The sequence below is a fragment of the Actinacidiphila acididurans genome (assembly GCF_016918855.1).
GTDB lineage: Bacteria > Actinomycetota > Actinomycetes > Streptomycetales > Streptomycetaceae > Actinacidiphila > Actinacidiphila acididurans.
The window spans coordinates 387,327-405,982 of record NZ_JADKYB010000007.1; the positions used below are offsets into that span (position 1 = coordinate 387,327).

The 18,656-nt window shown below is 68.7% G+C and carries 17 protein-coding genes and 1 pseudogene; 9 read left to right on the forward strand and 9 right to left on the reverse strand.

Annotated features, from left to right (window positions below):
* Positions 1 to 38: 38 nt before the first annotated feature.
* Both ITX44_RS16020 and ITX44_RS16025 read left to right on the forward strand, forming a co-directional pair.
* Positions 39 to 2,579: pseudogene (locus ITX44_RS16020) on the forward strand (RHS repeat-associated core domain-containing protein); the annotation flags it as partial.
* Positions 2,576 to 3,115, forward strand: coding sequence for a hypothetical protein (locus ITX44_RS16025; RefSeq protein ID WP_205357881.1), 540 nt, complete (start codon positions 2,576 to 2,578; stop codon positions 3,113 to 3,115). The pseudogene ITX44_RS16020 and the gene ITX44_RS16025, both read left to right, overlap by 4 nt.
* Before the next feature lie 24 nt (positions 3,116 to 3,139).
* Here the strand turns inward: ITX44_RS16025 and ITX44_RS16030 are convergent, their stop codons facing one another.
* Entirely contained in the window at positions 3,140 to 3,736 is a 597-nt protein-coding gene (locus tag ITX44_RS16030) for a DUF4291 domain-containing protein (RefSeq protein ID WP_205357882.1), read from the reverse strand.
* Between the two features lie 347 nt (positions 3,737 to 4,083).
* On the opposite strand from ITX44_RS16030, the gene ITX44_RS16035 reads away from it, so the two are divergent.
* The gene (locus ITX44_RS16035; protein ID WP_205357883.1) at positions 4,084 to 4,788 is read left to right on the forward strand and encodes a hypothetical protein; all 705 of its coding nucleotides are present in this window, start codon (positions 4,084 to 4,086) and stop codon (positions 4,786 to 4,788) included.
* Positions 4,789 to 5,215: 427 nt separating this feature from the next.
* Here ITX44_RS16035 and ITX44_RS16040 read toward each other — a convergent pair whose 3' ends face one another.
* On the reverse strand, positions 5,216 to 5,731 hold the full coding sequence (locus tag ITX44_RS16040; protein ID WP_205357884.1) for a site-specific integrase: 516 nt from the start codon (positions 5,729 to 5,731) through the stop codon (positions 5,216 to 5,218).
* A gap of 426 nt (positions 5,732 to 6,157) precedes the next feature.
* Between ITX44_RS16040 and ITX44_RS16045 the strand changes: the two genes are divergently transcribed.
* Both ITX44_RS16045 and ITX44_RS16050 read left to right on the forward strand, forming a co-directional pair.
* Entirely contained in the window at positions 6,158 to 6,433 is a 276-nt protein-coding gene (locus ITX44_RS16045; RefSeq protein ID WP_205357885.1) for a hypothetical protein, read from the forward strand.
* Between the two features lie 35 nt (positions 6,434 to 6,468).
* Positions 6,469 to 6,711, forward strand: coding sequence for a hypothetical protein (locus ITX44_RS16050; RefSeq protein ID WP_205357886.1), 243 nt, complete (start codon positions 6,469 to 6,471; stop codon positions 6,709 to 6,711).
* A 297-nt stretch (positions 6,712 to 7,008) separates the two neighbouring features.
* Here ITX44_RS16050 and ITX44_RS16055 read toward each other — a convergent pair whose 3' ends face one another.
* The 6 genes from ITX44_RS16055 to ITX44_RS16085 form a co-directional block, all read right to left on the reverse strand.
* A complete protein-coding gene (locus ITX44_RS16055) occupies positions 7,009 to 7,464 on the reverse strand; it encodes a hypothetical protein (protein WP_205357887.1) in 456 nt (151 codons plus the stop codon).
* The gene (locus ITX44_RS16060) at positions 7,451 to 8,053 is read right to left on the reverse strand and encodes an RHS domain-containing protein (protein ID WP_205357888.1); all 603 of its coding nucleotides are present in this window, start codon (positions 8,051 to 8,053) and stop codon (positions 7,451 to 7,453) included. The genes ITX44_RS16055 and ITX44_RS16060 overlap by 14 nt, the downstream gene beginning before the upstream one ends.
* A 173-nt stretch (positions 8,054 to 8,226) precedes the next feature.
* A complete protein-coding gene (locus tag ITX44_RS16070; protein WP_205357889.1) occupies positions 8,227 to 8,424 on the reverse strand; it encodes a hypothetical protein in 198 nt (65 codons plus the stop codon).
* 194 nt (positions 8,425 to 8,618) lie between these two features.
* Complete coding sequence (locus ITX44_RS16075) at positions 8,619 to 9,374, reverse strand: hypothetical protein (protein WP_205357890.1); 756 nt, start codon at positions 9,372 to 9,374, stop codon at positions 8,619 to 8,621.
* A 7-nt stretch (positions 9,375 to 9,381) separates the two neighbouring features.
* Positions 9,382 to 13,254 carry a DUF6531 domain-containing protein gene (locus ITX44_RS16080; RefSeq protein ID WP_307795288.1) on the reverse strand — a complete coding sequence of 1,291 codons (3,873 nt, stop codon included), beginning with the start codon at positions 13,252 to 13,254 and terminating at the stop codon, positions 9,382 to 9,384.
* The gene (locus ITX44_RS16085; protein WP_205357891.1) at positions 13,251 to 13,979 is read right to left on the reverse strand and encodes a WXG100-like domain-containing protein; all 729 of its coding nucleotides are present in this window, start codon (positions 13,977 to 13,979) and stop codon (positions 13,251 to 13,253) included. The genes ITX44_RS16080 and ITX44_RS16085 overlap by 4 nt, the downstream gene beginning before the upstream one ends.
* A gap of 157 nt (positions 13,980 to 14,136) precedes the next feature.
* Here ITX44_RS16085 and ITX44_RS16090 point away from each other — a divergent pair, with 157 nt between their 5' ends.
* The 4 genes from ITX44_RS16090 (at position 14,137) to ITX44_RS16105 (ending at position 18,296) form a co-directional block, all read left to right on the forward strand.
* A complete protein-coding gene (locus ITX44_RS16090) occupies positions 14,137 to 14,694 on the forward strand; it encodes a hypothetical protein (protein WP_205357892.1) in 558 nt (185 codons plus the stop codon).
* An 87-nt stretch (positions 14,695 to 14,781) separates the two neighbouring features.
* On the forward strand, positions 14,782 to 15,048 hold the full coding sequence (locus ITX44_RS16095; RefSeq protein ID WP_205357893.1) for a DUF6959 family protein: 267 nt from the start codon (positions 14,782 to 14,784) through the stop codon (positions 15,046 to 15,048).
* A gap of 285 nt (positions 15,049 to 15,333) precedes the next feature.
* Positions 15,334 to 16,434 (forward strand): barstar family protein, encoded by a 1,101-nt coding sequence (locus tag ITX44_RS16100; protein WP_205357894.1) that lies wholly within the window; start codon positions 15,334 to 15,336, stop codon positions 16,432 to 16,434.
* Between the two features lie 320 nt (positions 16,435 to 16,754).
* On the forward strand, positions 16,755 to 18,296 hold the full coding sequence (locus tag ITX44_RS16105) for a PKD domain-containing protein (RefSeq protein ID WP_205357895.1): 1,542 nt from the start codon (positions 16,755 to 16,757) through the stop codon (positions 18,294 to 18,296).
* 72 nt (positions 18,297 to 18,368) lie between these two features.
* On the opposite strand, the gene ITX44_RS42185 is transcribed toward ITX44_RS16105, so the two are convergent.
* Positions 18,369 to 18,497, reverse strand: a complete 129-nt coding sequence (locus ITX44_RS42185; RefSeq protein ID WP_265934219.1) for a hypothetical protein — start codon at positions 18,495 to 18,497, stop codon at positions 18,369 to 18,371.
* Positions 18,498 to 18,656: the final 159 nt, after the last annotated feature.

Below are 18,656 nucleotides of genomic sequence, written 5' to 3' on the forward strand. Positions count from 1 at the left end.
ACGGCACCGTGGTGCGGATCGCGTACGACGCACGGCGCCTGCCCGCCGAGGTCGTCGCGCCCGACGGCGCGACCTGGCGTCAGGCGTTCGACGCGAGGGGCAACCGCACCGAGGTCACTGACGCCGCCGGGGCCACGACCCGCTTCGCTTACGACGACGACGGTCGTGCGACCTCGGTGACGAATCCCGCCGGTCACACGACCCTGGTGCGATGTGACGAGGCCGGGTTGCCGGTTGAGGTCATCGACCCGCTCGGGGCGGCCACACGCTATCGCCGTGACGCCTTCGGCCGGATCATCGACGTCACCGATCCCCTGGGCAATACAACCGGCTACAAGTGGTCGGTCGAGGGACGACCGCTGTCGCGTACCGAACCCGACGGCGCCAGGCACGCCTGGGACTACGACGCGGAAGGCAACACGACCCGGCACACCGACCCCTCGGGCGCGGTCACCGCCCTGACGTACACGCACTTCGGCCTGGCCACGGATCGAACCGACCCCGACGGCGCCCGCTACACCTTCGTGTACGACACGGAGCTGCGCCTGGTTCAGGTGACCCAGCCGCAGGGCCTGACCTGGAACTACCGCCACGACGCAGCCGGGCGGGTGATCGGCGAAACCGACTTCGACGGCCGGTCGCTCACGTATACCTACGACGCCGCTGGGCGGTTGACCACCCGTACCAACGGCCTCGGCCAGACGATCGCCTACCACTTGGACGCGCTGGGCCGCGTCGTCAGGAAGGACGCGAACGGCGCCGTCACCCAATACGCCTACGACCGTGCCGGGCGTCTTCTGAGCGCGCGCGACGGCATCACCGAGCTGATCCGCGGCTACGACCCCGTAGGCCGCCTGCTGTCCGAGAGCGTCGACGGACGCACCCTCGACCTCGCCTACGACGGTCTCGGCAGGCTTACCCGTCGCCGCACCCCTTCCGGAAGCGAGAGCCGGTGGACGTACGACCCGGCCGGCAACCCGACGTCGCTGGACGCGGACGGGCACCGCGTCGACTTCGACCACGACGCCGCCGGACAGGAGACCCTCCGCCGCCTCGGCTCCGAACTGCGCCTTGCCTTCGTCTGGGACGCCTCCTACCGCCTCACCGACCAGACCCTGTCCAGCACGGCCGCCACGGCCATCGGCCCGGCCCCCGAACACCTGCTGCACCGCTCCTACGCCTTCCGGGCCGACGGCAACCTGACGTCCTTCAGCGGCCAGACGGCCGGGCAGTCCGCCGAGGCCGTCCACTACGACCTCGATCCTGCCGGCCGGGTCACTGCCGTCCGAGGAGGCACCTGGACCGAACAGTACGTCTACGACCGCGCGGGCCACCCCGTAGCGGCCGACCTCACGACTCCCCAGTCCCAGGCCGGACACGGTCCCCGTGCCTACGACGGCGCCCGGCTGCGCACCGCCGGCCGCCTCCATTACAGCTACGACGCCCAGGGCCGGGTCACCGCCCGTCGCAGTACGACCCTGTCCGGCCGGCCCTCCACCTGGACGTACTCCTGGGACGTCGAGGACCGTCTCACCGACGTCACGACCCCCGACGGGCAGCACTGGCACTACCGCTACGACCCCCTCGGCCGCCGTATCGGCAAGCAGCACGTCGTGCAGGAAACCGACGATGCCCAGGGCCTGAGCGCCTGGGAACGGACGCACTACACCTGGCACGGCCCCACCCTGGTCGAACAAACCGCCCAGGGCCCCCACCTGCCCGGCCCCTACACCCTCACCTGGGACTACCGCGGCCTGCATCCCATCGCCCAGCGTGAACAACTGGCCTCCAACGCCAGCCAGGACGAAATCGACCGCAGATTCTTCGCCGTCGTCACCGACCTCATCGGCACCCCAACACACCTCTACGCCCCCGACGGCACCCTCGCCTGGCAGCAGCGCACCACCGTGTGGGGCACCACGGTCCACTCCACCGCCAGCCGGACCACCACCCCGCTACGGCTGCCCGGCCAGTACGCGGATCCCGAATCCGGGCTCCACTACAACCTCCACCGCTACTACGACCCCGCCACCGCTCGCTACCTCAGCCCGGACCCGCTGGGCCCGGCCCCCGCACCCGACCCGTACGGCTACGTCGACAACCCCCTGCTGTGGACCGACCCCCTCGGCCTCACCGCCCACTGCGGCACCGGCACGGGCGACGATCCGGTTACTGTGTACCGGGCTCAGTCGGACCATCCCCTGAGCCAACGCCTCTCGGTGGACAGTGAAGGGAATGTGTCGATCGCTGGGGACCAGATGCTGCACTTGAATATGAGTGGAGACATCTCACACAGTGAGACGTTCCGCGGATCGGGCAGCAGGATCATCGCCTTCGATGTACCCCGCTCATTTGTCGATCGAGTGAGAGCTTCGGCCGTCAGGCAAGATGAGGCCCGCGGTATGAGCCGCCGGAAGTGGAATATCCACTCCAATGGCCGCCCGCAGGTGGACGATCCGACCAAGGGGCCCGATCTCTACGGAATTCCTGCAAACCTGTTCGACCCCGCGTGGGAGCACGGAGACTTCTCCGCCTTGCTGGGAGCGATAATCCCGGGCTCAGGAAGAGTGGTGCGATGATGTCCGAGATGCGCGATCACACGTCGGCCGACGGGAGCAGCGACGAGCTCGAGCGCCTGGTCAACCGTCCCTCCGTGCCACTGGGTCCGTTGTCCAGCTTTTTCGTCGAGTTGAGTGATTGGCGCGAGGTCGACGACTTCGGACGCAAGGTGAGATCTGTCATCGAAGCCGGAGTGCGGATCTCGCGCGAAGCCGACTTCGACGCGGACGAGCTCCCCGAGTCAGGTGTACCGGTGTGGGCGATCGAGCACTGGGAGGACGGCGCCCCGCGCTATTCCCTGCATCGGGGAGAAAGCGGTTGGACGACTCAGGATTTCCTCTATTCGTACGATCCGGGCAGGCGGGCCTGGTCCTGGTGGGACGTCACTCTCGCTGCCGGGAACATCGTTCAGGTCTGGGTCGATTCCCGGGGAGAAGCCGTCTTTCCGTGCGATGATCTGAGGTGGGCCTTCTACATGTGCGGTGCCCGCACCGTCGTGGGTCCGTTGCTGGAGCCCCCGGAGCAATGGGAGCGGCAACCGTCCGTGGGATTGTGACGACCCGCCTGCCCTGGACGTCCCTCACGAGCGCAGGTGGGCCAGCAAGTGGTCCTCGACGGGATACGGGGCCTCCGCGGGGAGGAGCTGCTCGGCTTTCGTCCCGTTCCCCTCACGAAGGAGGTTGTGGATCCGGTGTACGCACGGCGTGATGTCGGTGATGGCGAGCGTCCACTCGTCCGCGTACCGTCGGGCCGCCTCGCCAGCAAGGCCCAGTTGCAGCGAGCGATGAGGAAGGGGCCGCATGTGCACATCGCGTTCAGGATCCCACTGCACACGAGCGGCGGCTTGTTTCAGCTGGCGTTTCCATGTGGCCCGGTCGGCGTGCAGGCCTGGTTTGTAGTGTGACAGGCAGGCGTGGCTCAGCGCCCACGCGAAGCCGGCGCGGGACATCTCGATGGCGAGGACCGTCTCCTGGCCGTCGTTGGTGGCCCAGCCGCAGCGGTACATCATCCACAGGAACGACGGCTTGATCCATGTCATCCGGTCCCGCTGCCAGGTCTCCGGGAAGCGACCGTCCCTTGCTGCGGGCAAGCCGATGTGCGCCGGGTACGCCTGGTACACGGTGATTGTCGTCGCTGTGAAGCTGGCGCGGATCCGGTATGTCGCTGCGTCTGTCACAGCTAAAGAGTGCGGTGGGCCCGCAGCGGATGACCACTTGTTTTGCGGTGCCGCATGAGGACGGAGCCACCGATGGCCGAGAGGGCTGTCCGTCACCTCGGGAACAACCCGTCCGCGTCATGGGGAAGGTGAGCAGGCGGGGAGGCCACCACGGCCGGCAACGCTTACACCGCTGCCCGGCCACTGCTGGGTTTACCGGGCCGGGACAGAAGGCACGCGATAGCTTCCTCCCAGCGAGGAGGGGAGATTCGGTGGATCTACGGTCGATGCCAACCAGATTCACGCGCTTACGCCGTGTGCTCGTGGGCCTGCTGGGGACAGGGTCGTTGGGGACAGGAGTATGCGCGGTGTTCGTGACCGAGAACGGGACGGGCACGGGGGTGCTGCTCGGTCTCGGTGGCGTGCTGCTGGTTCTCGCGCTGTTCGAGGATCGCTTGGAGAGCTTCGAATTCGGGGGAGCCAAGCTCAGGCTTCGCGCGGCCGCCGCGGACACGTACGCACTCGCGGAGGAGGCGGAACGCCAAGGGGACAGCAGCACCGCGCGCCGTCTGCGCGAGGAGGCACGGGCCCTGCTGGGCGTGGCCGAGCCTGCGGCAGCCGAGTACCGAGCGTTGCGTGATTCGATGGCGCCTGGGCCGGAGCGCACTCGCGCTCTTGAGGAGCATGTTGCTCGCACGCGCCGTCGGGCGAAGGAGGAGCGATTCGAGCCGGCGGAGGTTCTGCGTTGGCTGCGGGAGGGAAACGAAGAGCAACGTGTCACCGCCTTGGTTCTGATGCAGGCCTTACGGGAGTTGCGGGACTTCGAGGCCGTGCTGGACGCCATCGGGCACTCGTACAGTGCTTTCGAGCAGTACCACGCGATGCGGCTTGCTGTGGATATGGTCGACGATCTCGACGCTCGGCAGCTCAGGCGGCTTGCCGAAACGGTCACCTCGCAGCGCGGGTACAGATTCTTCCGCGGCGGGGATCGGTGGACCCTGAGCGGGAACATCCTCGAGAAGATCAGCGCTCGATCAAGCGACACGCCAGCCGGGGACGACTTGGCCAGGTGAGGTACAGCCCACCTGCATCACGATAGATCTTTGGCCAGGGCGCTGTGCTCTTGTCCTGCACGGGCGCTCCCGACGATGTCCGCCTTGTAAGGGCGGATGTCGCCACTGGAACTCTGCACGGAAGCCGTGGCCAACCTGTGGTCAGCGCGCCCTGGCCACAGGGCCGCCACCCGGCCTTGCCGCTGGTCAGCCCGCCTGTGCATCCGCCGCCCGAGCCGGTCTTGAAACCGTCGTGGCAGCGATGTCACCGTGGGTTCAAATCCCACAGCCTCCGCGCAGGTCAGCGTTTTAGCTGGTCAGATGGCGTGCTCCGGGTTCCGGGGCACGCCATCTGTGTGTGACCTGTCTCACTCCTGACCGCCTGAATCCCACTGTCGACCAGTGCGTGTGGACCAGGCGTGGACCGGATTCGCTGGCTGCGGGCTCCTCACGGGGCGTCGTCGTCGGCTTCCGCGAGGGCGCGGGCGATGCGTTCGTTGTCCTGCGTCTGCCGTCCTTTGACGACCTTGGCGTAGAAGAGGAAGAGCACGGCGACGCTGTGGCCGGCGCGGCGGGCGACCTCGGTGGGTTCCACTCCGGAGCTGAGCCACAGGGAGACTCCGGCGTGGCGGAGGGAGTACGGGACGTCGGCGAGTGGTGTCTTGGCGTCCTCCGGGGTGAGCGCCTTCTTGCGGGCTTCCTGCCACACTTCGCCGTACTCCTTGGAGAGCACGTGGCCGCCTTCCGCGGCCCGGAAGAGACGTCCGTCCGGGGCCGTGCCGTGCGCTTCGAGATGATCGCGCAGGAGCTCGACGAGGACGGGCGGGGTCGGGATGGAGCGGGTCTTTCCGCGAGCACGGCGTTTGAGCCTCTCGGACGAGTGCCGGCCTGTCGACCGGGAGATCCCGCCGACCGAGGAGGCGTCCGGGCCTCGATCTTCCTCGTCGTTGACCTTTACGAACACCGCGAGGGCATCCGCCCCGGCGCCGACCCCGAGTCCTCAATGGTGGCCGCCATAGATGACGCGGCCCGCCTCCGCGGCCGGGCCTTCAAACGCATCATGTTCCTGGCCGGCGACGACGTAGTGGAAGCCGTCCACCCCCTCAACGCGGTTGCCGTGGAAATCACTGGCAGGCCCTGGGCAAGACGCCGGGCACCTTGGACGAGTGGCGGCCCCGCCACCGCAGGGCCTTCGCGGCGCTCAACGCCTTCCACGAGGCTGCGCGCGCGGACCTCGGCGTCGGCGGCACCCTCACCGGCGACACCCACCCCGGGGTGCTGCTCGCCCTCGGGGGGTTCTGCTCGTACTCGCGCTCTTCGACGACCGTTTGGAGAGCTTCGAGGTCGGGGGAGCCAACTCAGGCTTCGTGCGGCTGCCGCGGATACGTACGTGCTCGCGGAGGAGGCCGAGCGCCGAGGGGACAGCACCACCGCGCGCCGTCTGCGGGCGGAGGCCCGGGCCCTGCTGGGTGTGGCCGAGCCTGCGGCGGCCGAGTACCGAACGGTGCGCGATCGGATGGCCCCCGGGCCCGAGCGCACCCGGGCTCTGGAGGAGGTCGTTTCCCGTGCGCGCCGTCAGGCGGAGCAGGAGCGGTTCGAGCCGGCGGAGGTCCTGCGCTGGCTGCGGGAGGGAACGAGGAACAACGTTTCACCGCCTTGGCTTTGATGCAGGCCAGAGGCGAGTTGCGGGAATTCGAGGCGGTGCTCGACACCATCGGGCACTCGTACAGCGCTTTCGAGCAGTACCACGCGATGCGGCTTGCTGCGGATATGACCGACGGTCTCGACGCTCGGCAACTTCGGCGGCTTGTCGAAACGGTCACCTCGCAGCGCGGGTGCAGGTTCCACCCCGGCGGGGATCGGTGGCTGCTGAGCGAGGAGATCCTCCGGAAGGCCGGCGCTGGGACGAGCGACGCCGAGGCAGGGAACGACTCGTCCAGGTGAGGTGGAGCCGTGCATCAGCGCAGGCCTTCGGTCTTCGCCTGTCCGATGGTTTTCCGCGGGCGTACGTCATCCGCACGAGCGCTCAGGTAAACGAGCGGTCGCTCAAGTCAACCGGCCGTCACACCAGATACGGGACGGTGAGTCGCGCGTCCATGGCGGCTCGGCCGAGTCCGAGGCCATCCGCTACATCGAGCCACCGGCGGAATGCGCTGACGTGCGGTGTTGCAGCGTATTTCACTGGTTGCTTCCCGACCGGCGCCGCGTTACTCGCAAGGTGCGGGATGATGCCCGGAGCGGTCACGCGACAGGCTTGCGGCCGACGTGGGCTTCGTAGCGGTATTCGGCCTCAAGTACGGCGACGACCACGTCAAGGTCGCCGGACGCGAACTCCCAGGGGTCTTCGATGGTTTCTCGGACCTGCGACACCCATCCGCTGCGCGGGACGCGGCATTCGAGCCAGGGGGTGCCGACCGGGTGGCTGGCAACGCAGACCCTGCCGGTTACACCATGCCGCACCAAAAGTTCCTCGATCCATGCGCTGACGGCTTCGGGTGCGGATTCATCGGACAGGGTCTCCAGCGGTTCGATGAAGATGTCCCAGAACCCCCAGGTAGTTTCATGGATCCAGGCAGGTGCCACGTCGGCGTCCAGGGTATTTCCGGTGAGCAGGCCGGACAGCTTCTCGCGGATTTCATCGAGCCGCGCTTTCTCGCGATGCTCCCTGAGTTTCCGTTGAAGCCTAGTCTCCTCCATGGCATCCACCTTGCGTGTAATGGAGATGATGCTTGGGCAGGATTTGCTTGTAGGGCCTGCCCTGCATGTTCACATCTCGCGGTTCTCCTTCGGGTGCCCGGCCTGCGTGGAAATGCGGATACGGTGCCCTGGGATCGGAGGTGTGTTCGGCGACGACCCGGGAGCCGTGCGGCGTATCGTAATGGTAGTAGCGGCCCCATCCGGCCCGTGGATCCTTGCCGAATTCGGGGTCGTAGTACTGGCCCGGGAAGCGGAGGGGCGTGCTGGTGGTGCCACGACGGCTGTCGGTGGTGTTGCCCCACAGTGTGGTGCGGGCTTCCCAGACCGTGGTGCCCTCCGGGTTGAGCAGGTGAGTGGGGGTGCCGACGAGGTCGGTGATGATGGCGAAGAGGCGGCGGTCGATGTCGTCCTGTTGGCTGTCCGGTGGGGCGAGGCGCTCGCTCTGGGCTATGGGGTGGTAGCCCTGGCGGTCCCAGGTGAGGCTGTAGGGCCCGGGCAGGTGTGGGCTGTGAGCTGTCTGTTCGGCGAGGTCCGGACCGTCCCAGGTGAAGTCGGTCCACTCGGTCATGTGGGTGCCGTCGCCGCTCATGTGGTTCTTGGCTGTTCGGCGGCCCTACGGGTCGTGGGCGTATGTCCAGCGTTCGCCGTCAGGTGTCGTCACGGCGACCAGACGGTCCTCACCGTCCCAGGCGTACCTTCCAGGTGTCGGTGCGGCCGGAGAGGGTGGTCTCGCGGCGGGTGACGACGCGGCCGTGGCCGTCGCTACTCGTAGCGGATTCGGCCCGCGGTACGGATGAGGGTGCCGGTATACGTGCGCTGGCCTCGCGCGGTCTCATCACGCTGGGTCGGCCAGTCGGCTTCGGTCACGTTGCCGAGAGCGTCGTATGCGTAGGTTTCCGTCCAGTCGGAGGCGTGTGCCGCGGTGATCCGGCCGGCTCGGTCCGCGTCGAAGCGGCGCATCGCTCCTTGGTCGATTACGGGCCGCCACGGTCCCGTTCGGGCGATAGGCGTAGGCGCCATGGTGGAAGAACCCCCGTGGCCGATTCGTGGGTGAGACTCTGCACGGTGAGGCGGTGAACGGCGCACTGCAGACTCCCGAAGGTGACCTCAAAGCCGCTCGCGTCCCCCGGGGTGGGCGAGCTGTCGAACCGTCATCAGTTCGCGTAGTCCCGCACGTAGGTGGCGATCAGGCCGAGAAGGGCGTCGGCCCGGTTCCGGTCCTCGTGGTGGGCGCGCAAGGCCTCGTCGGCGGCGCGGAGGCGGGTCAGGGCGGCCGGTTCGCCGTCCACCACGTCGTCCACCAGGGGCGAGGTGACCAGGTCCAGGCATTCGGTCAGCAGCCGGCGGGTGACAGGCGACGGCGGGTCGGTGTCGGGTTCGGCGTACGCGGTCGTCAGGTGCTGCGCGGGGTCGGTGAGGCTCCAGCCGACGACGGTGCCGTGCTGGGCGAGGAGCGCCACGTCGGGGGCGATGCCGATGCGTGCCTCCAGCGGCTCGTCGAGGACATCGAGGTCGCGCAGACAGATCAGCATGGCGTCCCCGGGGGCGCGGCACAGCACCGTGCACGTCTCGTGCCGGAAGTCACGGACCTCGTCGGCGTGGAGTCCACCCTGGCGCAGGGCGGGCATGACGGGAAGGCGGGTGGAGGTCTCGGCGTCGGCGGACACGTACGGCATCTGGAGTTCGGCCCCGACCAGCTTCCGGCTGTCCGGATCGAACCGGAACACGTCGGGGGTGTCCCACAGCAGGTCCTGGCTGCCGAAGGTACGCGCGAGGAAGCGCTCATGCTCCTGTACGTCCGCATTCAGCGTGATATCCACGGAGTCGCCCGTGAAGCGGGGGGTGATGTGCAGCGGATCGTCCGTCACCGTTGCGCGCCAGTTGTCGCCGAACGACAGTTTCGTGGTCATTCCCGCCTCACCTGATCTGCCGTGCTGGGGCCATGTAGCCGTCCTCACCGGGAATCCTGCCCTGCACGATGTCCTCGTGGGTCACCGGAGCACCGGGGTCCGTCGGACTGCCACCGAGCGCGTTCGCGCCGGATTCGCCCTTTATGCCTGAGTCGCCGTAGGCCGTGATGGCCTGACCCTGCTTGGAGCCAGGACCATAGACCACGACGATGTCATTGTTCTTACGGAAGATGAAGTTTCCTGCCTGGCCCGATGACTGGTACACCGCATCAGGGTCCTTCAGGATTTTCAGTACCTGTTCGTCGGTGAAGCCGTGCCGCTCGTCCCCGTGGTACTTGGGGTGCTTGTTGATCTCACCGTTCCGTGCCCTCTCGGCGACGTCGTCCAGGATCTTGTCGACCCGCTTCTGTGCCTTCTCCTCCTTCGTGTACTTGGGCATGAGGCCCAGCGGGTCGCACCCGCTGTGCGGGTTGTCCACGTACGCGAGGGGATTCGGGGCGGGAGCCAGGCCCAGAGGGTCCGGCGAGGTGTAGCGACCGGTCTCAGGGTCGTAGTGGCGGAAGAGGTTGTAGTGGAGGCCGGTCTCAGGGTCGTAGTACTGGCCCGGGAAGCGGAGAGGGGTGTAGGCGCTGCCGCCGCGGGCCCATGCGGTGCTGCCCCACAGCGTGGACCGGGAGCGCCATGCGATGTCACCCGACTCGTCAATCAGTTCGGCAGGGGCGCCGATGAGGTCCGTGGCGATGGCGAAGAAGCGGCGGTCGATCTCGTTCTGTAGGTCGTCTGCGGTGAGGACGCGCTCGGTCTGGGTCAGGGGGGTGTGGCCGCGGTGGTCCCAGGTGAGGGCGACCGTGTTCGGTTGGTCCGGTCCGTGACTGGTCTGCTCGCACAGGGTCAGGCCGTCCCAGGTGAACCGGACCTCCTCGACCACGCTCTCGCCCTCGGCCGCCAGACGCTCTTTCGCGATGCGGCGGCCGAGCGGGTCGTAGCGATACCTCCACCGGTTCCCGTCGGGAGTGGTCACCGAGGTGAGGCGGTTCTCCGTATCCCACGCGTAGCGCCACGTGTCCGGCTTGCGGGAGAGGCGGGTCTTCTGCCGCAGGATGACCCGGCCGAGGGGGTCGTGCTCGAAGCGGACGTCTCCGGCGCGGGTGATGGTGGTGCCGGTGTAGGCGCGCGGTCCGGTGGCCTCGCTGCCGGGGTGGCCGGAGGGCCAGGATGCCGAGGTCTGGTTGCCGGCGTCGTCGTAGGCGTACCGCTCCGTCCAGCCCCGGGCGTGGACGGCGGTCACTCGGCCCCCGCGGTCGAGATCGAAGGTGCGGGTGCCCGACAGCCTGTCCACGACAGAGGTCAGCCGGCCATCGACGCGATAGGAGTAGGCGCGGCTGTTGACGTCGCGGCCCCCGGCTGTGATCCGCCGCGCGGCGAGCCGTCCGGCTTCGTCCCAGGCGGAGGTCATGCTGATCGTGTCGCCGAAGACGCGGGCGAGCTCCCGACCGGCGTCGTCGTGGGTGAAGTCGATCCGGTGACCGCCGCTGGTCAGGTGGTGGGGCAGTCCATCGGCGCCGTAGGAGTAGGAGGTGATGTGACCGGTGGGCGTGGTGCGGCGCGTGCGGCGGCCCAGCACGTCATAGGCGTACAGGATGGCGCGGCCGTCGACCACTTCCGCCTCGGTGAGTCCGCGACGGTCGTACTGGTAGCGCAGTTCGCTGTCCGGTCCGGCTGCCTCCAGCAGGCGTCCTGCCCTGTCGTAGACGTATTCCGTCACGCGGCCGTCGACGTCCTTGCGGACCACTTCGCCGACCCGGTTGCGCTCGAACGAGATGGTGCCGCCGAGCGCGTCGACGCGGGCGGCGAGTCGGCCTGCGGCGTCCACCCGGTAGGTGAGGGTGCGGCCGTCGAAGTCGGTCTCGGAGACGACGTTGGCGGCGGCGTCGTACTCGTAGGTCCAGGTCAGTCCTTGCGGGTTGATGACGCGGGTGAGGCGCAGCTCGGCGTCGTGCTCGAACTCGTAGCGGGCGCCGTCGGGTCCGGTCCGGGCGGTGAGCAGGTCGAAATGGGTGTACTCGAAGCGGGTGACGCCTCCGGCCGAGTCGGTGTGGGTGAGCAGGTTGCCCTCGCCGTCGTAGGTCCACGTCTGCGTGGCGCCGTCGGCGGCGACGCGGCGTGCGAGCGTGCCTTCGGGGGTCCATTCCAGACACTCGGTGACGCTCAGGGGATCGGTGACGGCGGTGGGGCGGCCGAAGGCATCGCGGGTGTAGGTGGTGACCGCGCCGAGGGGGTCGGTGATCTGTGCGGGGAGTCCGGCAGCGTCGCAGGAGATGACCGTGGTCTGGCCGAGGGCGTTGGTGATGGTGGCGGGGCGGCCGTGGTCGTCGTAGCCGTAGCGGGTGACGGCTCCGGTGGGGTCGGTCACGGCGGTGCGGTTGCCCTGGCTGTCGAATTCCTGGTGCCACACGGTGCCGTCGGGGTTGGTCACGGTGACCGGCAGACCCAGATGGTTGTAGTCAGCTGTGGTGCGCGTGCCGTCGGGGCGCATGACGGCGGTGAGGCGACTGTGCTCGTCGTATGCGTACGACGTGGTGTTGCCCATGGGGTCGGTGACCGAGGTGGGCTGGTCACGGTCGCTGTACTGGGTGTGGGTGGTGTTGCCCAGAGGGTCGGTCTCGGCGACGATGCGCAGCCGGCTGTCGACCAGGTAGCGGGTGGTGTGTCCGGCGGCGTTGACGGCGGTGGTGACGCGGTGTCCGGTGGTGGGGTCGCTCTCGTCGTAGGCGAAGGTGAGGCTGATGTGGCCTGCCTGGCCGCCTTCGGCTATGCAGCGGTCCTGGTCGTCGTAGTGGTAGTCGTAGCGGCGGTTGTTGGAGTCGGTCCAAGAGGTGACGCGGGCGCGGGCGTCGTACGTCAACTGCAGGGTGGCGCCGACGGCGTTGGTCACCGTGGTGAGGTTGCCGTCGGTGTAGGAGTAGCGGCGCAGTTCTGTGTCTTGGGCGTGCAGGGCGGTGATCCGGCCGTCCTGGGTGGTCAGGGTGAGGTGGTAGCCCGCATGATGGCGGATGCCGGTCGGGGCGCCGGTGGCGTCGTCGTACGCGAAGGCGATCCAGTTGCCGTTGCGGTCCGTGATCTGGTCCAGCAGCGCCACGCCCGGGTCGTGTGCGGAGCGGCTGAAGTGCCGGGTGTGGCCGGTGCCGGGGTCGTGGACCGTCCAGTCGCCGTCTGCCGTACGGGTCAGTGGCCAGCGTGGGCCGTCGGCCGGCAGAACCGGTTCACCGCCCGGCTCGGGATGCCCGTACGGCAGGAGCATCCCGTCCTCGGTGACGAATACGACGCCGGCGTCGTCCACTTCCAGGCGCTGGTCGGCGGTCGAGGACCAGGACGGGCCGAACCAGCGGCCCACCCGGTAACCGGACTCCACTCTGCGGGTGAAGACCAGCGGCAGGACTCCGGGCAGGACGATGTCGGTCTGCGGCAGGAACATCCGGCCGCTGGCCATGTCGACCGGGTCGCTGCCGCCGGAATTGACCGAAGAGGGCGGCCGTGTGCTGGCGTTGGGATGCTGCTCGTTGACCTGATCCCGGGCCCGCGTCGTCGGGCTTCCGGTCTCCGACGGCGGCACAGGGGGGTGGGCGTCCTCGTGGGGGAGGTGCCCTTCGTCGCTGACGTCGTGGGGTGCGTGGACGGAGGGCTGTTTGGTGTCGCGCATGAGGCCGCGCAGGGCTGTCTCGTGCTTGAGGTCGGCTGCGGTGGTGTCCTCGGCGATGCCGGTCAGGTTGTGGCCGGTGGAGTGGTAGAGGTCCCCGACCGCTTTGCCGGCGTCCTCGCCCAGGGTTTTGCCGAGCTTGGTGGCGGCGTGTTCCAGGGCTGCGACGATGCGGTTGGTCACTGGAAGTTCACCCCGGCGAGCTTGGTCTGCAGGGTTGTGGCGTGGCCGGTGACGGTCTCGGCGTGGCCGTGCATGGTGGTGGCGTGGAAGGTCAGCATGGACGGGTGGATCTCGAAGCCGGGGCCGACGTCCCATCCGTCGGTGTCCACGCCGAGGGCGTCCTCGGTGGCCTTGAACATCAGCCCGCCCGCCGCCTTGCCGACGGCTTCGACCAGGGGGTCCAGGGCGGCTTCGATGACCTCGGCGATGATGTACTGGGTGAGCTGGTCCTCCAGGACCTGCACGGCCTTCTCGGCCAGCTTCACCGTCGCCGCTGCCGCCGCCTCGGACAACCCCAGCGTCTCCACCGCCGCGGCCTGCTCCGCCACGAACGCGGTTGCCAGGCCGATGAGTTCGGCGATGCACTGGCCCTTCATCGTCACGATGACGCCCGCGGCCACGTCCAGGGCGGTGGCCACCCCGTGGCACAGCGACACCAGTTCGGTCATGTGCGTGGTGGACTTCTCGCCCCACGCGGCCAGCAGCGCCTCGTAGGAGGCTCCCTTGTAGTGCGCCCCCAACTGCGTGACGGTGGCCGTGGCCTGCTGGTGGGTGGTGTCCACCGCCGAGGCGAACTCCCGGAGGTGCGAGGCGAACTCCCGCACCTTGTCCTCGTTGACGTTCGGCCAGCTGATCCCGACGACGCTCAGGAACGACACCACCGGCCCCGGCAACTCGATCGCCACAAGCCCCCCAGGCGTATACGGCACGCAAGACTCGTACGAGCGCCACACTAAAACAGATGGCAGCCGGCTGTCCGAGTCCTTCGACGGCCGATCCCATCAGTCACGGGCTGAGCCGGTCCTGCGGGGGCTTGCAAGCCGAGGCCATGCAGGGGGGCTCATGGATGTGGTGCCGCTGGTCAGTACGGTCGTCGGTGCGATTATTGCCATCGGCTCGACGCTGGTGGCGGACCGTGCCCGGTGGTCACGGGATCAGCGGGGCCGCGAGGATCTGGCGCAGCAGCAATTGCGGGCGGACTTCATTGCTGCGGTGGCCCGCAGCGCGGACATCGTCTGGAATATCGCTCACCAGGACCAGCCTGCGACCGATGACGGCAAGCGGGCTGCCCGCCAGGCATTTCGTGAGGCGGACCTCTATACCTGGCGCTATCGCGTGGCCCTCATGTCGCCCCCGGAGATCGTTGCCGGCAGTGAGGCGCTTCTGGACGCCTTGCGTCGCTACCGCGACACCGTCAGCGCGGGTCGGCGAGCCGGGGAAACGGAGTATGACCAGGCCAGGGAGGCGTACTTCGCCGCGGTGGCAGAGGCAGTCGATGTCCTCCGGGCTGAGCGTGGACCCTTGCCCTTCTCGATACGTCAATCGGCGCGCACGCCTGGTGAGGGGAGTGCCGGCGCACAACCGGCCACCGGTTCGGCTCGTCCTTCGGCGAACACATGATCCGGGCCTGCACGCGCAACATGTCGGCCGGTGTTCTGTGTCGAGCCGCGAGTTGCGGTCTGCTGGGACGGTCGGTTGGATCATCCCATGAAGCGCCTTGAGGTCGAGATGCTGATGGAAGGCGGCAATGACGCGGTGGTGCGGTTGCCGGGCCGTCGGTTCCCGGGCGTCTTGGTGCAGGGTGACTCGTTGAGCGTGCTGCGAGCTGACGTGTCCGAGCTGGTCGACCTCTGCAACGCCGGCGACTTGGAGGAGGCCAAGGAGACGGCGGCCCTGCTTCTGGCCGATATGGACGCTCTGTTGGAGAAGTACATCGAAGCCCTGCGGCTTCACGGCATGCAGCCGCCGTTCTGATCCGTCGCTCCAGCCAGAACGGCCGGCCCCGGGAGTGCCGGCCTCATCACCCCGTATTACGCCCGCCCGGTCGCCGGCTGTGACGCCGAGGTGGCCGCGGCTGTGCAGGCGTGAGCCCAAAGGCACGGTGTCTGAGCGATTCCGTGTCCCATGGCAGTAGCCGGCGTCATCGTGATTTACGGACCGTTCCCGACCGAAGCGGCCGCCTTGGCGGGCGACCTCGGTGGTTCCCGTACTGGAAGTGGCCGCGCCGGAAAGGGCTCAGCTCCAGTGCGTGGTTGGAGGATGATTCCGTTCGTGCAGGTGGATGAGACCCCGGGCGGACAGGCGCGGTACACGCTGACCGATGCGGAGGACGGTCATGTGTGGGGTGTCTGCTCCGAGGTGGAGGGGCTGTTCGGGGAGCCTGAGCGCGGGATGTACGAACTGTTCGGCTGGGTTGCCGAGGGTGCTGAGGTCCTACGTGGTTGGGTCGGCAGTCGGGTATGGCTGGTGCCGGAGGACGAGACGTTCGGGCCGTGGCTGCTCGAGGATGGCGAGAGCCTTGGACGGCATACGGGAACGGACGGTCTGGTGCTCACCGGTCTGGACGACTACCTGGGTCCGCGCGGCGGTCATCGTGGTCCGGTCCGCGTGCACGACGAGCGGCGTTGGCTGGGCTCGTGCCGGGAGTTCACCCGTGTCCTGCCGCCGGAGCGGGGGGCACCTCCGCTCGTCCTGCGGGGGCTCGCCCCGGGGGACGAGTTGCTGCGGCGGCTGAGGACGGGGACCCGGCGGGCGCTGGACCTGGACCAGGTGGCTTTGGAGATACGGGATCAGCGCGGCGAGTGGCTGACCCAACTGCTGCTGACGACCCATGTCCGGGCCTCGCGTCCGTCGGCACGCGGGGCGGACCTGATCGATCTGGAGCTGGACAGCGCGCTGTTCACGCCCGTCGCCGGCCACGCCCGGCCGGTGTGGGACCGGTGGCTCGCCGGCCCACCGCAAACGCCCGGTGCCTGGGCCGGCCTGGACACCCGTGCGCGCGGAGTCTGGCTGGACCTGGTCCGGGAGAGCGGCTGCCAGCACGGTCGCCATGACCGGCCGGCCGGTCACGCGTACGAGCTCGACGGTCGGCAGGTCACCGACGTGCCGGGCCTGTACCTTGCGCTCGGCGAGGCGGTGAACGGGCCGGGCGGCTACTTCGGCGGCAACCTGGACGCCCTGGCCGACTGCCTGCGCGGCACCTTCGGCTACACCTCTCCCGCCACCTTGCTCTGGCGGGACGCCGCGACAGCGCGCAGGCACCTGTCCGACGCCCTTACGTCGGACGGCCGGCCGTACGACCTGTTCACCGCGGTACTCGATGTCCTGGCCCAGGGCGGGATGCACGTCACCCTGGCGTGACCCGAGAACCGCCCCACCTCATTGGCTGCGGGGGGCTTGACGCAGAGGGCCAGTCCGCGTCGGTCTTGGTTGATTTCGGTGACGGCGGCGGTGGCTTCGTCACCGACCTGCACGGCTTCTTCTGAGGTCGCGCCCATCTGCGCCCACGACTTGTCGGTCTTTCCCACGTCCGCCGGAGGTAGTGCCATCGGCCGGGCCCGGTCGGGGTATTGCTGTCGGGAACGTACGTATTGCGGCGTATGGAACCCGACGGCCCGGTGGCTCTAGGGTGACCGTGCCGTGGCTGGGGGCTGCGCGGGATCAAAGGTCGTGGGGGATTCATGAGGCGTACGCGCCTGCGGGCCGCGCGCTGGGCCGCGCTGCTGGGGCTGTTCGGCATGCTCGTTGTGGGCGGAACCGGAACGGCACGGGCCGACGTACCGGAGTGGCACTGGTATCCCACTCCGGGCAACGCCGGCGAGTGCATCGCGTTCACCATCGGCGACCGCGGTGACGCCGGGCCGTCCGGTGGGATACCGGCGACCGTGGCGTGGACGACCGCGCAGGACCCGGTCTGCTCGCCCAAGACCGCCTTCGACCAGGTCGGCCTGACCCTTTACCGCACCTGGCCCACGCTCGCCGGCTACTACTACGGGGCTGGGACCGACCTGCACAGCCTGGTCAACGACATCACCATCCCCGGCGAGGGCACCTACTCCGTGGACTTCGCCGCGCAGGACAACACCGGGCACTGGTATCCGCGCACCACCGGCCTCCTGGTCGTCGGCCACGACAGCGACGGAGACCGGGTCGTGGACAGCGTCGACCGCTGCCCCGCCGTGCCGGGCGACCAGGAGGACGGCTGCCCGTCCGAGGCGAACCGCCCGCCCGTCGTCGTGGCGGGCGCCGATCAGGTGCGGCACGCCGTCGACACCGCCACCGTGCACGGCACGGTCACCGACGACGGCCTGCCCGGCCGGGGTCTGACCTACCTGTGGACAAAGGTCTCCGGCCCGGGTACCGCCGCCTTCACCGCGCCCCGTGCCACCGTCTCCCAGGTCACCTTCTCCCAGCCGGGCAGGTACGTCCTGCGGCTGACGGCCGGCGACGGGGCGCTGACCGCGCACGACGAGCTGACGGTCACAGTGGTCGAGCACTACCGAGTGGAGATCAGGGCATGGATCCCGCAGCCACGCGTGGTCGACCCCGTCCACCCGCTGGACCAGGCACTGGTGGGCAACACCCCGGACAGCTGGTCGGCGTGCGGCCACCGGTCGGGGCCGATGATCCAGTCCTCGACCTTCCGCGGCGACGACCACCGTACGTTCGACAGCGGCAGCGGCTCCTTCCGCGGCCGGGTCTGGGCCGAGTTCGACTGGGACGGTACGTCGATCACCGCCTTGCGCAAGGCCACATCACCGGCCGGGATGTACGGGGCCACACACCGCGACTTCACCATCCGCACGCCCCACGCCACCATCCACTGCACGCGCGTGGCGACAGCGACCAAGTCCGCCACCGCCACCCAGGAGACGACCAAGCGGGTCCACCTGGATCTGCACACCAGCAACCCGCTGGTCGACATCATCCCCAAGTACGGGCCCGCACCGGCCATCGACTCCGACTTGTTGGTCACCTTCGCCAAACCGACCGAGCTGTCGGTGTCCGGTACCACCGACCTGTTCCCCAGCCACGGCTTCCGGATCTGGCGCAACGGCAAGGTCCTCTACACCCGGACCACCAACCAGGCCGCCTGCGTCGACGCGCTCGGCCCGGTCGGCGCGTACAACCTGTTCACCAGACTCACCCACCAGACCAACCGCCGCTCGCTGACCCTGGCGACGCACACGGCGGTCAAGTCGGTGGACGAGCCCTGCCGCTGACCGTCACTGCGACTGCCGGGAGTGTCCGATCAACGACCGATGAGGTGAACGATCAACCGCCGAGCAGGGTGCTCAGCAGTGGTCCTCCACGTAGAGCATGCGGCGTCCTGGCTCGGCGTGGAACTCATGGGCCAGGTAGCGGCCGGTCGCTCCCGAGCCGCCGGGCCCCGGGCACTCGTCTTTGATCCGTTCCCAGAGCACCGGGCGCTCGGCCTCCGCTGAGCCGAGTCCTCCTAGTACTCCAGCAGGACTTTGAGGCTTGACCTGGGGAAACGTCGGGCGGTGGGAGTGTAGCGGCCGATCGGCGGTCACGGGTGTGTTCCGTGCGTCCGCCCTTCGAACGAGTGCCCACGCCGCCGG

Coding starts and splice junctions, on each gene's coding strand:
- ITX44_RS16070 (WP_205357889.1), bottom strand. CDS start 8,424: ATGCGCCGCTTCGACGCGGACCGAGCCGGCCGGATCACCGCGGCACAC.
- ITX44_RS16095 (WP_205357893.1), top strand. CDS start 14,782: ATGAAGCGCCTTGAGGTCGAGATGCTGATGGAAGGCGGCAATGACGCG.
- ITX44_RS16060 (WP_205357888.1), bottom strand. CDS start 8,053: ATGAGCGGCGACGGCACCCACATGACCGAGTGGACCGACTTCACCTGG.
- ITX44_RS16090 (WP_205357892.1), top strand. CDS start 14,137: ATGGATGTGGTGCCGCTGGTCAGTACGGTCGTCGGTGCGATTATTGCC.
- ITX44_RS16100 (WP_205357894.1), top strand. CDS start 15,334: ATGATTCCGTTCGTGCAGGTGGATGAGACCCCGGGCGGACAGGCGCGG.
- ITX44_RS16025 (WP_205357881.1), top strand. CDS start 2,576: ATGATGTCCGAGATGCGCGATCACACGTCGGCCGACGGGAGCAGCGAC.
- ITX44_RS16055 (WP_205357887.1), bottom strand. CDS start 7,464: ATGGAGGAGACTAGGCTTCAACGGAAACTCAGGGAGCATCGCGAGAAA.
- ITX44_RS16075 (WP_205357890.1), bottom strand. CDS start 9,374: ATGACCACGAAACTGTCGTTCGGCGACAACTGGCGCGCAACGGTGACG.
- ITX44_RS16105 (WP_205357895.1), top strand. CDS start 16,755: ATGAGGCGTACGCGCCTGCGGGCCGCGCGCTGGGCCGCGCTGCTGGGG.